This window comes from Sphaerimonospora sp. CA-214678 (genome assembly GCF_050942215.1).
GTDB lineage: Bacteria > Actinomycetota > Actinomycetes > Streptosporangiales > Streptosporangiaceae > Sphaerimonospora.
Window position 1 is genome coordinate 2341645 of sequence record NZ_CP192056.1, and the last position, 13384, is coordinate 2355028.

Below are 13384 nucleotides of genomic sequence, written 5' to 3' on the forward strand. Positions count from 1 at the left end.
TCGATGAAGGAAGATGAGAAGGGTCCCCTGGCTCGGGACGAGGCCGAGGAGTACGCGAGCTGGTTCAAGGCGTTGGCGGACGCGACGCGGATCCAGATCGTGTCGCTGCTGGCCCGGCGGCGCGAGCCGATGAGCGTGGGCGAGATCGTGACCGCATCTGGTGTGGGCCAGTCGACGGTCTCCCACCACCTGAAGCTCTTGGCCGAGGTGCGCTTCGTCCTCGTGGAGCGACGGGGCACCTCCGCCTTCTATCGAATCAACGACGACTGCGTGAGCTGCTTCCCCACCGCCGCCGATGTGGTGATGGGCAACCCGGTCCCGGCCGCCCCCACCTGCGAGTGAAGGAGAACCGCGATGGCACACCACGAGGTCGTCGAGCGCTATTCGGAACTGGCCCGTGCCGCACTCACCGGAAAGATCATCGTGGATTGCGGAGCGGAGGAGTTCGAGCGGGGCTGCTTCGGCGCCGCGGGCTACGACGACACCGTCGGCCTCCCGGAGGGTGCGTTGCGCGCCAGTCTCGGATGTGGGAACCCGGTGGCCGTCGCCGAGCTGCACGCCGGTGAAACAGTGCTCGACCTCGGCTCGGGCGGTGGTATCGACGTGCTGCTGTCGGCCCGCCGGGTCGGACTGTACGGCATGGTCTACGGGCTGGACGCCAGTGCCGACATGCTCCGGCTGGCCCGCGCCAACGTAGAACAGGCGGGGGCGACCAATGTGGAGTTCCTGCACGGCGCCATCGAAGCCGTCCCACTGCCCGATCACGCGGTCGACGCCGTCATCTCCAACTGTGTGATCAACCTGTCGGACGACAAGGCCGCCGTCATGGCCGAGGCGTTCCGTGTCCTGCGCCCCGGCGGCCGGTTCGGCGTGAGCGATATGGTCACCAGCGGCCCGAACGATCCGGTACGCCGCCAGGCGGCCGAGCAGCAGGTGGGCTGCGTGGCCGGGTCTTTGACCGTCGAGGACTACCGCGACCTGCTGTGCCGGGCCGGGTTCGTCGGCGTCACGATCCGCCTGACCGCCGATCACGGCGACGGCGTGCACTCGGCCATCGTCCAGGCGACCAAGCCGGCCGTCGGTCCTGGCTTGGAGATCCGGCCGATGCGCGACAGCGACGCCGACCACGTGCTGGCCATCTATCAGGCGGGCTTGGACACCGGGGATGCCGGCTTCGAGACGACCGCACCCAGCTGGGAGGGCTTCACCGCGGGCAGGCTGCCGTACCTGCGCTATGTCGCCGTCGACACCGAGACCGGTGACGTGGCCGGCTGGATCGCCGCAAGCCCCGTCTCGGCCCGGCCGGTGTACGCGGGTGTCGTTGAGCACAGCATCTACGTCCATCCCCGCTGTCAGGCGCACGGCATCGGCCGGGCTCTGCTGGGCGCGTTCATCACCGCCAGCGAGGACGTCGGCGTCTGGACCGTTCAGACCGGTATCTTCCCCGAGAATTCAGCCAGCCTGTCCCTGCATCAAGCCCTCGGCTTCCGTCTCGTGGGCACCCGTGAGCGTGTCGGCCGCCGTCACGGCACCTGGCGCGACGTTCTGCTCCTGGAGCGCCGCAGTACGGTGGTCTGCCGCTGAAAACGCGTGCGTTTCCGGACAGGGGAACGGCGCGCGACGGGTGACGATGACACTCACTGTGGCCGGTGTGCCCAGTCCTCACCCGCTGACGTTCGGTTCGAAGGACGAGTCCCTTCGCTCGATCCCAGGTCGCCGAGGCCTGATCGCTCACTCCCGGGTCGAGTCGACAGACCCTTGCCGTCGAAGCTGCTCGATGCTGATGCGTGTGCCATTGCGGACGGCGACGAGTGGCGACGTCGACGCGGGCCGACGGCTGGGGTGTGCCCGGCAAGCGTCCGACAGTCGCCAGGGAGGACCCGGTGTTGTGAGCCTGAGCCGGTTCGGGACGGTCCGGCGGCTTCTCGGCTCATTTTGGGATCACTCAGCGTTGTCGACGCTTCTCACGCCAGAGATGGGCTGTTGAGAGGAGTCGATCCTGATGATAGCTATGGTGTATGGTGAAAGAACTGGACGTCCGTCTCTTTGACGGCGAAGAGCTGTCGAATCGAGAACGAGCCCGGCGGCTCGTCCCCAAGCTCAAAGCACTGGCCGATGAAAACAGAGCGATCTTGGCCCTGCTGCTTGCCGAACGTCCACGTACGGTGAAGGAGTTGCAGGAGGCCACGGGCCTGAGCCAGACGCTCGTCAGCCACCATCTGCGACCTCTTCGTGAGGAAGCGCTCGTAAAGGTCGTGCCTCGCGGTCGTTCCAACGTCTACGCCCTCTGCTGTGAGGAACTCGGGACGCCGGTCCGCTGGCTCGCATCGTTGGCGGCTCTGACCCCAGAAGGGGCTCAGGCGTGCTGCCTGAGCGAGGAGGACCCAGATGTGTCTGGGACGGCGATCGCGGACCGCGATCTTTGATCGCGTCGCTGGGCGGTGAGCAGGCGCCGGCGAGATGATGTTTCTGTGCGAGAGCGGACGCCATTGAAGCGGGGCCTCGCTCAGGGACGCCTAGATGAGGATTGTGGCTGGTGGCTCACGCCGCATGCAGAGCGACCAGCAGAGGTCGACCGCGCTGTAACTCCGTGAGGCGAACGCCAGTATGAGAGCGTCCGGGACAGGCGGCGGTCCATGGTTCCAGGCTGACGTCACCCATGTCGTCACCCTGTGGAGCCTCGAGCTGTCTGAGGCCGCATAGCCGCCAAAGGATCACCTGACCCTTGATTCAGCCTATGCGGTTGACACCTGTAAACACTGTTGATATTAATGAATTTAGTTCAGAGTTGGATGTCTGTCGGAATGGTCCTCCACCGCTCGTGTTTCGGCTCCTGACCTCCGTGAACCAGAGTGGTGCAGGTATCGACCGGATGGGTGAACCACGTCCGGTGACATCCCCGGTTTGGAGATGAGGACATGGCTAGAGGACTTCTCGGCAAGCTCTTCGGCGGCGGCCAGGAGGCAGCGCTGGACAGTTGCTGTGGTGCCGTCAATGTGGCACCCGAGGACGAAACATCCGAGAACGAGGCGCAGCAGCAGGTCCGCGTTACTGCGACCGAGTCTTCCCAGTAGGGCCGGCCGAGCGGACTCGTGTTAATCCACATGCGGCTCGACGGGCGTCGTTCAGGAAGACGCGGATCCAATCTCTACAGGCGGGACCTAGTGAAGATCGGCCTCTCCTTGGATCCGCGTTTCCGGCGGCTCTGGAGCTTAACGGGCTATGGCGAACACCGCGGCGGCGACCACGGCGGCGAACAAAGGCGTCACCAACCACGCGATCAAGAAGTCACGCAGGGTTTTGCCACTGAGCCGGCTCAGATTAGGTCCCGCTGACCCGGCGATCGCACCTGTGGAGACGTGGGTGGTGGACATGGGCAGTCCATAGCTCGCGCCCATGCCGACCAGAACCGCGGTGGTGAGGTTGGCGAGAAAGCCTTCCCTGTGGTTCATCTGCACCACGCCCTGGCCAAGCCGCTCGGCCACCCGCATGCCACCCAGCAGGGAACCGACAGCCATGGAGATCGCGACGACCAGCATGATCTGCCATGGCGTCATCCCCGCGGGGACGAGCGCGAAGGCACCGATCGCTACCATTTTCGGAGTGTCATTGAGGCCGCGAGCGAAACCGGTGGCGCCGCTGGTCAGCCAGTGAGCTATGGTGAGGGCCCGGTGAGGGGCGTGCTTTTCGGCTACTTTGATGCGCTCTGCGGACAGCAGCGCTGATGTGCCCTGGTCAGCAGTCGCCGGAGAAACCGTTGTGGGACTTGCGTCGGCGCGCGTGGTCCGTACTCGTCCGAAGCAGAGTGCCAGGACCAGGGTGATGGCGTACGCCACGGCAATGCTGATCAGCAGCGGGGCGACGACTCGTTCCGGGATGGAGTTCCAAGCGACGGAATCGGGGGCGAACAACACGCCGGCGCCCAGGAGGCCGCCGATCAGGGCGTGAGTGGTGGAGACGGGTAATCGCAGTACGGTCGCCAGACCGACCCAGCCGGCAGCGCCGATGAGGACGGCCACGGCGAAGGAACTGGTCGGCGTCGCCGTGACGACGCCGGAGGAGAACAGCTGGGTCATTTTTGAAGCGAGGGCAACAGAGCACAGGCATCCGACCAATGTGGTGACGGTTCCCCACAGGATGGCGACTCGGTACTTTGTCACCCCCGCTCCGGCCAGCGTCGCCACTCCTTTCGGCACATCGTTACTGCCGTTGACCGCGGCCAGCGCTACGATCAGTAGAAAGACCAGGACTGTGGCTATCGACATGTCGTATCTCCTGTCGGCTGACGAGCCGGATCCATTCAGAGCCGTTACGCGGTTGAACCGTCAGCGCTTTGTCCGTCAGGCGGAGCGGCCTCGGTATCGGCGTAACGGTTTGGCTTTAGGTGACCTCCGACCGGCCTTGCGACGCCTACTCCTGCCCCGTGAGCGGCAGGCCGGCCAGGGACATGATCATTCGGGCTGCGGAGCAGCGGTCTGTCCGTCACCTGCGGCGGCCGTGAAGCGAGCCCGCATTGACTCGGGGGGATGGGCGGAGGTCGCACGGGGTGGCATGGGACCGCTGCGCGGACGGGTGGATATGACGCACATGTGCGGTCCTGGGGAGGTCAGTGCCGTGGCGATGGCATCGTGAACCTCGGTGAGCGTGCGGCAGTGTCGGCCGCTTCGGTATCCGGATGCGGTGGCGACCTCCTCTAGTCGGGTGGTGGCCGACGTCGTGGGCTGGCCACCTGTGGACTCGTGTATGCCGTTGTCCAAGACGATGTGGACGAGATTGGCGGGCCGCTGGGACCCGATGGTGGAAAGGGCGCCCATGTGCATGAGCACGGCGCCGTCCCCGTCCAGGACGACCACGTTGCGGTCGGGGCGGGCCAACGCGGTCCCCAGCCCGATCGAGCAGGCATGCCCCATTGAGCCTTGCATGTAGAAGTTGTCCGGCCGATCCTCGATGCTGAAGAGTTCGCGGCCGGTGTAGCCGGTGGTGGCGATGATGAGGGCGGAACCGGCGAGCTTGGAGATCACACGGACTACTTCGGCGCTGTCGAGCCTGTTGTTCTCCGCGTGAGGCGACGGAGAGGCGACTTTGCCGACGGCGCCTTTTTCGACGAGCACGAAGGGGGCGTCCCCCGCCGCCATCGCCTCAAGGGCGAAGTCGAGGATGGTCCGGAAGTCCTGCGGGCCATCCTCGGCGCGCAGTATCCGGTGTGGCAGGTCGAGTAGTTGTAGGTATGGCTGTGTGGTCGATCCCATGATGACGTGCTGGGGTTCGTCGTTGGCGGGATCGGGCCAGCCACGAAGGCTGACGAAGCTCAGTAGCGGGATCCGGTAGGTCATGACCAGAGAGGTCAGGGGGTTGATCAGATTGCCCAGACCGGAGTTCTGCAGCATGACATAGGCCCGGCCACCGGCAAGGGCGGCTCCTGCGGCCACGGCGAGAGCTCCGCCCTCGTTGGCAGCCGGTATGTATCGGCCCGGCATCCGACTCAGCAGCGCGATCGGACCGCCGAAGAACGAACAGGGGACCCCGCTGGCGATGTTGAAGCCCCGCTGCTCCAGTTCATCGCAGAACAGCTCGGCAGAGATCATTCTGTGCTCCTTGGCCCGAGGTCATGCAGGTGTGCGAGACAGCACAGGTGCCGACATGGTCACCGGAACCGGTAGGCCGAGCAGATGCAGGACCGTGGGGCCGATGGAGGCGATCGCCGGCGGGTAGGAGGATGGGATCAGGCGTTCCCTGCCCGCCGGCACTAGTGCGCAGGGCACCGGATTGCAGGTGTGCCCCCCGTAAGGGACAGGAGAAGTGCCATCCTGCGGAGCAGTGAGCATTTGCTCGGCGTTTCCGTGGTCGCCGACAAGCAGGACCCAGTGCCTGCTCTTGCGGGCCGCGGCGCAGATGCGGGCCGCGGCGCGGTCCACCGCCACCGTTGCCTCTCGGGTCCCCTCGTAGTCGCCGGTGTGGCCGACAACGTCCATGTTCGCCAGGTTCGCCACGATTAGACCGACCTCGCGGCGGGCCGCAGCGTCGATAACACTGTCAGCGACGCCCATGACGTTCATGCGGGGGTGATACTGGACAGGGCCGTCGGCGACTGAGGGAACCAGCAGGCGCTCCTCGCTGCGCCGCCGACGTGCGTCCCGCCCATTAAGGAAGAACGTAACGTGCTCGAACTTCTCCCGTTCGGCAATGCGCACGGAGCGCACGCCCGCTTCATCCAGCGCGTCGGCCAGCCCTCCGGACGCGTCGGGACGGGGGACCAGCGCTGAGATCTCAGCACGCGTGTCGTACTGACCGAGGCTGATGAGCCGTACCCTCGCGCGGGCGCTGGAGGCCAGGCCGGCGGCGACCATGTCCGCCAGAGGAGCGGTCCGGTCGCTCCGGAAGTTCATGAAAAGGATCACGTCGCCGTCGCGGACGAAAGTCGCTTCTCCGGAAGCCGACAGGACCGCGGTCGGGGGGATGGAGCCGTCGCCGCAGTCTGTGCGGACCGCGGCTTCAGCATCGGGGACGGTGTGTTCGGCCTCGCCGTCGAGGACAAGACGGCAGGCCTTGGCGGTCAGATGAGTCTTACCGCTTTTGTCCATCGCATAGTCGCGGCCGATCACACTAGCGACGAAGCCGACCCCTATTTCCTTGATCATGGCCGTAAGCCGGGACATGTACATCCCGGAGGTACGGTCGGGGACGTCGCGCCCATCAGTGATCGCGTGGATCGCAACCCGATCGAGCCGGTGGTTCCATGCGGCCCGCAGTACTTCCGGTAGGTGGGCGATGTCGGAGTGGATGCGTCCGTCGGAAGCGAGCCCGACGAGGTGAAGTGTTCCGTCGTCTCTGGCGAGCTGCCGGCAGATCTCTACCAGGAGAGGATGGGAGCGCAGGGCACCCGACTCGACCTGACGTTCTACGAGCAGGCTGTCGTACTCGATCGGTCGTCCGGCTCCCATCACAAGATGCCCGATTTCGGAGTTGCCGACGACTCCTTCGGGCAGGCCGACCGCGCGGCCGGAAGCCGCCAACAGCAGTCCGTGCGGGCCGGAGGTCAGCTTGTCGAGGAATGGGGAGTCGGCGGCGGCCACGGCGTTACCCGTGGCCGGCGGCGCGTGTCCCCATCCGTCGAGGATGAGCAGAATCCCAGGTGACAACGCCATCACCGGCCCGCCCGCAGGCCTTCGAACCGCTCCCAGAAGTCGGGGAAGGACTTGGTGACGCATCCCGGGTCGCGGATGACGACTCCCGGGGTACGAAGGCCGGCGATGGCGAACGCCATGGCGATCCGGTGGTCGTCGTAAGTGTCTATCGCAGCGCCTTGGGGCTCCGTGCCGCCGTGGATCGTCATGGTGTCCTCGGTCGAGTCGACGGTGACGCCCATCTTGCCGAGCTCGGTCCTGACCGCTGCGATCCGGTCGCACTCCTTGAAACGCAGATTGCCGATGCCGGTGATGTGGGTACGCCCGCGGGCGTATGCCGCCACGACGGCGAGCGTGGGGACGACGTCCGGCATGTTCGTCATATCGATATCGATTCCGGACAGCGGGCCGCCCTCCAAGCTGATGCCATCGGCCTCGTCTCGGGAGGTGCACCCCATGTCGGTCAGCGCCTTGACGAGTCCCACATCCCCCTGCGTGGAGTCGAGGCCTATTCCAGGGATGGTGATTCGGCCGCCGAGGATCGCCGCCGCAGCGAGGAAGTACGACATGCCGGAGGCGTCGGGTTCTACGGTGATCTCTCCACCTGCGTAGCTCTTGCCGCCCGGGACGGAGAAGGCCGAGTAGCCGCTGCGCTTCACCTCGATCCCGGTCTGACGCATGGCGGTGAGCGTCATGTCGATGTAGGGCTTGGATACGAGGTCTCCAACGATCTCAAGCTCGATTCCCTCTGCGGTCACCGGACCGGATATGAGCAGGCTGCTGGTGAACTGGCTGCTCACGGTGCCGTTGACACGGGTGGACCCGCCGCGCAGCGCCGGACCCGAGATCTGGATCGGAGGGGAGCCGTTGCCTTCGAGAGCCCGCGCGTCGACTCCAAGAAGATCGAGGGCGTCCAGGAGGTGGCCCATCGGCCTCTCGCGCATGCGTGTGTTACCCGTCAGCACCGTCTGCCCCTGGGCGAATGCCGCCATGCTGATGAGCAGGCGTATGGGCGTCCCGGCGTTGCCCATGTTGATCTCGCTGTCGGGCGCGCGCATGGGTCGGCCGTTCGGGGTCACCGTGATCTGCTTCGAATCGCTGTCCGTGACCACGTCAACGTGGCCGAAGGCACGCAGTGCGTTGGCCAGCAGGAGTGTGTCCTGCGAGTGCAGCGCGTTGTGCAGGACCGTCTGCTCATGACAGAGGCCGGCGATCGCCAGAAAGCGGTTCGTGTAGCTCTTGGAACCGACGATGCTGACGGTTGCGTTGAGGTCCTTCAGAGGCGCGATACCGAACTCGGGGAGGTCGAGGATCGACTTTTGGGAGGCGTCCTTCATTGGTCAGCCCTTTCCTTTGGCCGTGGCGGATTCGGAGAAAGCCGAGCATTTCGGCAGGGTCACAGCTGCCTGTGGATCTTGTGCTGCGCCGCTTGGGCGCGGGGCCGTAGTACAAGGGAGTCGACGTTCACATGGGATGGTCTGGTGACAGCCCACGCGATGGCGTCGGCGACGTCCTCGGCGACCAGCGGGTACTGGACGCCCGCATAGACGTCAGCCGCCCTGTCCGCGTCTCCGCGGTAGCGGTTCAGGGAGAACTCCTCGGTATGCACCATTCCGGGAGCGATCTCAATGACTCGGACTGGTTCGCCGCACAGTTCGAGTCGCAGGGTCGCGGCCAGGACGTGTTCGCCGTGTTTAGCGGCGCTGTACCCTCCGCCTCCCTCATAGACGGTGAACGATGCCGTGGAGGTCACGATCACAACCGTGCCGTCTCCGCTGGCGATGAGCTTGGGCAGGAACGCCTGCGTGAGGTGGAGAGTCCCGATCACGTTCGTCTCGAACATGGCGCGCCAGTCAGCGGCCAGGGCATGTGCGACAGGTTCTGTGCCTATTGCCCCCCCAGCGTTGTTGACCAGGACGTCACACCGTTGCAGGTCCTCCGCGAGGGCGGACACGGCAGCCTGGTCGGTAACGTTCAGCGCGTAAGCCTCCGCTGTGCCCCCATCCGCTGTGATCTGTTTGGCGACGCTCTCGAGCCGCGCGAGGCGCCGGCCGGTGAGTACGACTCGGTAGCCTTCGGCGGCCAGGCGGCGGGCCGTCGCCGCACCGATGCCGCTGCCGGCGCCTGTGATCAGGGCGGTGCGTGGTCCGCCGACAGGTTCCGGACTCATGAGCGGGAGCCGTCATGCTGGCGGCCGGCCGGGTGGAATCGGCCGGGCGCTTCGGCGATGCCCAGCGGAGTCGCCTGGGATCGCCGGATGTGGGCACCAGAACGTGTACGGAAGTGCGAGAGACGCCCCAGGGCGGCTGCCATCTTCGCCTGGCCGGCAAACAGCACTGTGACCGGATCAGGCATGTCTGGTGATGTGGCCGCTCCGCAGTACGCCGGGCCGATGTCGATCCTGGATCCGGTCGTTCCGCAGAGCGGTGCCCCGGTGAGCATCAGCCGGTCGAAGCGGCAGGGAAAAGGATCTCTGTCCGAGATGGCACGTTGATCGGGGGGGATCGCGGTTACTTGAGTCATCTTCCTTGCTTCGTTATCGACATGGTCGCCGTGAGGCAGGGGAAGGCGGAGCCTGGACCAGATGGCGAGGCAGCCTGAACGTCTGGCGGGCGCGGCGAAGTCAGGACAGTCCGTCGCGAATCAGCCCGGGGGCCGATGTCGGCCGCGAAATCAGGGACTCACACTCCAGTGTCCTGGTGGGGGTCCAGGGCACTGGAGGTGTGGTGGTCAGAAGTTGATGGAGATGACTTTGCCCGGTCCGGAGCCCTTGGTGGTGGTCAGGGTGTGGGGGACGTTGGGGGCGATGTAGAAGCTGCTTCCCTGGGGGAGGGTGACTTCCTTGGGGTTGTCGGGGTCGCCCCACTTGAGGTGGATGTCGCCTTCCATGCAGTAGATGACTTCGTGGGCGTCGTGGCCGGCGTTGAAGGCGGCCTTGTCGGGGTCGTCGACGTTGACCTCGAGCAGGAGGGGGACGAGTTTGGGCACGGTGCGGGTGCGTACGAGGCAGTTGTAGGTGTAGTAGTTGGTGCCGGCTCGCATGCCTTCGATGACGGGGTTGTCGCCGGGCAGCTGGTAGCGGACGCCTTCGTCGAGGTCGCTGATGAACTCGGGGGTGAGTTCGGCGATGGAGGTTCCGAGCAGGCCGGCGATGGAGGTCAGGGTGCCGAGGGTGAGGTCCTTCTTGTCGTCTTCCAGGGCGGCGATGTCGTCGACCGTCATTCCCAGGGCGCGGGCGAAGGCGTGGCGGTCCATCTTGATGTGTTCTCTGCGGGCCCTGATCTTCTGGCCGTAGGTCGCTTCGAGGGCGGGTGCGGCGGTCATTTGTTTCTCCTTCGTGTTGTGGGAGCGGTTGCCGATTTCTGGATTGCTTACTGGTGTGGTTTCTCGGGCGGTGTTGCTACTGCCTTCTTTCCCCGTGCCCGGTTTCACGTGTTTCTGTCTGCGGGGGTGCGATCCGGGTGTAGCGGATGTCGTCGGGCCACTGGTGGTGGGGAGAAAATAGATATCGGCTGTGTGCGTGGTGGGTGGATCCCTTTAGGATGAAGCATTCCGCGCCTGATGAGGCGCAGGTGATGAGTGCGTCGATTTTGGTTCTGAATCCGCCGGTTGTGTCCCATTCGCTGTTGGTCCAGAGCGCGTTGTAGGCCTTCTCTGGCTGGAATGGGTCGACGTATTTGAGTGTTTGTTCGCCGTTCGGTCCGTCGAGGAGGATTCCCGGGACGTCGGTGAAGCTGACGATGCGCAGGGGTAGTCCCAGGGCGTGGACGAGGAATTCTGGGACGCGGTCGCTGGAAAGTCCGTGTAGGGCTCCGTCGTTCGCCAGGACGCTGTCCCCGGACAGGACGGGGAGCACACCGTGGTTGAGGGCGTGGCGGATGGTGTCTGCGGTGACGGAGAAGGTTCCATCCTGGTTCAGCGAGGCCATGGCACCGAGCTGGAGGGGGAGTGCCCGGACTCCTTGGCCTATCAGTGCCTGGGTCCATGCCCATCGGACCTGTGCGAGTGCTTCGGTCAGGGGGAGGCAGGCGAAGGGGTCGGTTTCGTCGAGTCCGCGGAGGGCTGCGTGTCCGAGGGCGCCGCCTCCGGTGATGAAGACGATGTGTCCGGGGTTTTTTCTGTGCAGGTCTGCAATCAGGTGTGCGTATTCAGCTATGGCTGCTGTGTCCAGGCTGCCCTCGATGCTCTTGTCGGAGAACAGGCTTCCGCCGATTTTGATGGCGAGCATCTGTCGGGGTGTGGTCTCGACGGGTTTTGTTGGCGGGTAACGTTTTTTCTTTTCCGTGACGGTCGAGCCACTGGTCAACGTTCTGCCTTCCATGGTCCGAGGGGGTCACCGGTGCCGTCTAACTGGTGCGCGGATCGGCCATGCGGGAATCGCTTCCCTATTTATTGTTGATCTTAGCTTTGTCCCTCTCGCATGCTAACGTCTGTCTTGGGTCGAGTCCAGAGGGATTGAGCAGAAATCTACTCACTGTCAATGAGAATGTCATAGCGTGCAATTATGGTCATCTAACAGCATCTATTATTGACAACCGCAACCGTTGTTGCGACGCTGGGTAGCGTGATGTGTTTGGCCTGTAATGAGCCTTGACGGGTGGTGGGCACTGCACGCAACCCGCACGCCCCCGCCGATGGCTGATCTCCGGTAAGCGCTGACCTCTGCCGAAGCCGGAGTCAGGTGCGGGCAAAGGCGTGGGAAAGGCTGTCGTGTCGCTTCGGTCAGGGACCGCTCCGCTGATAACTCTGCTGCGAGCGCCGCCGATCATTCCGGTTGGCGGTGCCGGCCGTGTCCACGTCGGCTGTTGTAGCGCTCGCGATTCGGAACCGTTGGAAGGAGGGGTAGCGTGACCAGGTGCACGGGTTCGATCTCAGTGCCGAATCCTTCGGTCCTGCACGACGCGGGGGTACGACTCACCGTCGACTACTGGACGGTGGCCATGAACGGGCAGGACTCCTGTGGCTCCTGCGATGCCACTCTCGCTACGCTCACAGAGGCGATCGAGATGATCCGCCCCCTGGCGACTCGGCTCGGCATCACCATTGATGTCCAGCCGCGTACGGTCGACAGATGGGCCGAGGCGATCGAGTATGGGATCAGTGCCTCGCCGACCATTCGTGCCGCGGGTGTCGAACTTCGTCCCTGTCACCCCGACGGTTCCGAGCACCGTCTGTGGACCTGGCGCGGCGAGACGGGTGCAGAGCTGCCCGTTGAAGCCGCCCTCGACGGTCTGCTCCGCGCGCTCGTCGCGCGCAGCGCGCAGCTCGGTGGCTTCCTCGCCGACGGTGGTCCATCTCCTTACATCCGGCAGCATCTCTCCACATCCCGGCAGCCGACGACAATCGGTGGTTCGTCTGGTTGCGGCACCGACTGTGCTTGATCAGGTCACGATCGGCCTCAGAGGTTCGTCCGAAACCTCCGCGCCTGCCTCATGCCATGTGACTTCCGCCCGTCTCATCGGCTGCTGACTGATTTCCTGGTTCATGGCAGCAAGGGGTATCGCGGAACGCATCGCCCTCAGCGATCAAATCGGGGCGATGTGCTTGTCGAGTGAGTCGGCGTCGGCCTTCACCGTGTACACCTCCCACGGCTCACTCCCCGGGGCCGTGCACCCACGCCCTGTCCTGGGGGGCGTGGCAGCAGTGGCGCCGTAGTCCTCGAGATCGCCAGGGCCTCTTCAGGAGCTGCATCGCCATAGTGACCTGGTCGTGTTCTCGATCTCGACGCCGAGGTGGTCCCTCCGGGCCGGCTCGCCCTCCTCACCTTGCAGGAGGGCGAGCTTGAGTGGCGGCTCCATGTTCCAGGGTCGACGCCGTCGTGGTACTCAGTGATCACTTTGCTTGTGCATCGAATAGATATGCATCTATATTGATGGCAACTGAATTTGATCCACATCTATACCGGGTAGGACGTGATGAAACCGCTGAGGCTACTCGAGTGCAGTCCGCCGCTGGCACGCCAGCCCCTCGACGCCGAGCAGGCGGGCGCGGTGGCACAGGTGTTCAAGGCGCTGGGCGACCCGGTACGGCTGCGCATCGTCTCGATCGTGGCCAGCCATGCCGGTGGCGAGGTATGCGTATGTGACATCACCGGCGCCTTCGATCTGTCCCAGCCGACCATCAGCCACCACTTGAAGGTACTCAAAGACGTCGGACTGCTGACTTCTGAACGGCGCGCATCCTGGGTGTACTACCGGCTTGTCCCTGAGACCCTCAATGAGCTGTCGGCGCTGCTCAACGTGGCCGCCACCACCTGAAGA

General features: G+C 64.8%; 12 protein-coding genes. 5 read left to right on the top strand and 7 right to left on the bottom strand.

Features of this window, described 5'->3' with window-relative positions; translation table 11 throughout:
- Window positions 1–3 precede the first annotated feature (3 nt).
- The 3 genes from ACQP1K_RS10645 (at window position 4) to ACQP1K_RS10655 (ending at window position 2426) form a co-directional block, all read left to right on the top strand.
- Window positions 4–342, top strand: coding sequence for an ArsR/SmtB family transcription factor (locus tag ACQP1K_RS10645; protein WP_433500717.1), 339 nt, complete (start codon window positions 4–6; stop codon window positions 340–342).
- A gap of 12 nt (window positions 343–354) precedes the next feature.
- Window positions 355–1584, top strand: a complete 1230-nt coding sequence (locus ACQP1K_RS10650) for a GNAT family N-acetyltransferase (RefSeq protein WP_433500718.1) — start codon at window positions 355–357, stop codon at window positions 1582–1584.
- A 434-nt stretch (window positions 1585–2018) separates the two neighbouring features.
- Window positions 2019–2426, top strand: coding sequence for an ArsR/SmtB family transcription factor (locus tag ACQP1K_RS10655; RefSeq protein ID WP_433500719.1), 408 nt, complete (start codon window positions 2019–2021; stop codon window positions 2424–2426).
- Between the two features lie 786 nt (window positions 2427–3212).
- Here ACQP1K_RS10655 and ACQP1K_RS10660 read toward each other — a convergent pair.
- The 7 genes from ACQP1K_RS10660 to ACQP1K_RS10690 form a co-directional block, all read right to left on the bottom strand.
- Window positions 3213–4265, bottom strand: a complete 1053-nt coding sequence (locus tag ACQP1K_RS10660) for an anion permease (protein ID WP_433500720.1) — start codon at window positions 4263–4265, stop codon at window positions 3213–3215.
- A 186-nt stretch (window positions 4266–4451) separates the two neighbouring features.
- Entirely contained in the window at window positions 4452–5585 is a 1134-nt protein-coding gene (gene aepY, locus ACQP1K_RS10665; RefSeq protein WP_433500721.1) for a phosphonopyruvate decarboxylase, read from the bottom strand.
- A gap of 21 nt (window positions 5586–5606) precedes the next feature.
- Window positions 5607–7208, bottom strand: coding sequence for a 2,3-bisphosphoglycerate-independent phosphoglycerate mutase (gpmI, locus tag ACQP1K_RS10670; RefSeq protein ID WP_433500722.1), 1602 nt, complete (start codon window positions 7206–7208; stop codon window positions 5607–5609).
- Entirely contained in the window at window positions 7145–8461 is a 1317-nt protein-coding gene (aroA, locus tag ACQP1K_RS10675; RefSeq protein WP_433500723.1) for a 3-phosphoshikimate 1-carboxyvinyltransferase, read from the bottom strand. The genes gpmI and aroA overlap by 64 nt, the downstream gene beginning before the upstream one ends.
- 59 nt (window positions 8462–8520) lie before the next feature.
- Complete coding sequence (locus tag ACQP1K_RS10680) at window positions 8521–9294, bottom strand: SDR family oxidoreductase (RefSeq protein WP_433500724.1); 774 nt, start codon at window positions 9292–9294, stop codon at window positions 8521–8523.
- Window positions 9295–9854: 560 nt separating this feature from the next.
- The gene (locus ACQP1K_RS10685) at window positions 9855–10448 is read right to left on the bottom strand and encodes a cupin domain-containing protein (RefSeq protein ID WP_433500725.1); all 594 of its coding nucleotides are present in this window, start codon (window positions 10446–10448) and stop codon (window positions 9855–9857) included.
- Window positions 10449–10524: 76 nt separating this feature from the next.
- Window positions 10525–11445 (bottom strand): hypothetical protein, encoded by a 921-nt coding sequence (locus ACQP1K_RS10690; protein ID WP_433500726.1) that lies wholly within the window; start codon window positions 11443–11445, stop codon window positions 10525–10527.
- A 526-nt stretch (window positions 11446–11971) separates the two neighbouring features.
- Here ACQP1K_RS10690 and ACQP1K_RS10695 point away from each other — a divergent pair.
- A complete protein-coding gene (locus tag ACQP1K_RS10695; RefSeq protein ID WP_433500727.1) occupies window positions 11972–12505 on the top strand; it encodes a DUF2703 domain-containing protein in 534 nt (177 codons plus the stop codon).
- A 534-nt stretch (window positions 12506–13039) separates the two neighbouring features.
- The gene (locus ACQP1K_RS10700) at window positions 13040–13381 is read left to right on the top strand and encodes an ArsR/SmtB family transcription factor (RefSeq protein ID WP_433501532.1); all 342 of its coding nucleotides are present in this window, start codon (window positions 13040–13042) and stop codon (window positions 13379–13381) included.
- Window positions 13382–13384 lie beyond the last annotated feature (3 nt).

What these genes read in the sequence shown, in the direction of transcription:
- ACQP1K_RS10645 (WP_433500717.1), top strand. Translation starts at nt 4, where the DNA reads ATGAAGGAAGATGAGAAGGGTCCCCTGGCTCGGGACGAGGCCGAGGAG.
- ACQP1K_RS10650 (WP_433500718.1), top strand. Translation starts at nt 355, where the DNA reads ATGGCACACCACGAGGTCGTCGAGCGCTATTCGGAACTGGCCCGTGCC.
- ACQP1K_RS10655 (WP_433500719.1), top strand. Translation starts at nt 2,019, where the DNA reads ATGGTGAAAGAACTGGACGTCCGTCTCTTTGACGGCGAAGAGCTGTCG.
- ACQP1K_RS10660 (WP_433500720.1), bottom strand. Translation starts at nt 4,265, where the DNA reads ATGTCGATAGCCACAGTCCTGGTCTTTCTACTGATCGTAGCGCTGGCC.
- aepY (WP_433500721.1), bottom strand. Translation starts at nt 5,585, where the DNA reads ATGATCTCTGCCGAGCTGTTCTGCGATGAACTGGAGCAGCGGGGCTTC.
- gpmI (WP_433500722.1), bottom strand. Translation starts at nt 7,208, where the DNA reads ATGCGTCACCAAGTCCTTCCCCGACTTCTGGGAGCGGTTCGAAGGCCT.
- aroA (WP_433500723.1), bottom strand. Translation starts at nt 8,461, where the DNA reads ATGAAGGACGCCTCCCAAAAGTCGATCCTCGACCTCCCCGAGTTCGGT.
- ACQP1K_RS10680 (WP_433500724.1), bottom strand. Translation starts at nt 9,294, where the DNA reads ATGAGTCCGGAACCTGTCGGCGGACCACGCACCGCCCTGATCACAGGC.
- ACQP1K_RS10685 (WP_433500725.1), bottom strand. Translation starts at nt 10,448, where the DNA reads ATGACCGCCGCACCCGCCCTCGAAGCGACCTACGGCCAGAAGATCAGG.
- ACQP1K_RS10690 (WP_433500726.1), bottom strand. Translation starts at nt 11,445, where the DNA reads ATGGAAGGCAGAACGTTGACCAGTGGCTCGACCGTCACGGAAAAGAAA.
- ACQP1K_RS10700 (WP_433501532.1), top strand. Translation starts at nt 13,040, where the DNA reads ATGAAACCGCTGAGGCTACTCGAGTGCAGTCCGCCGCTGGCACGCCAG.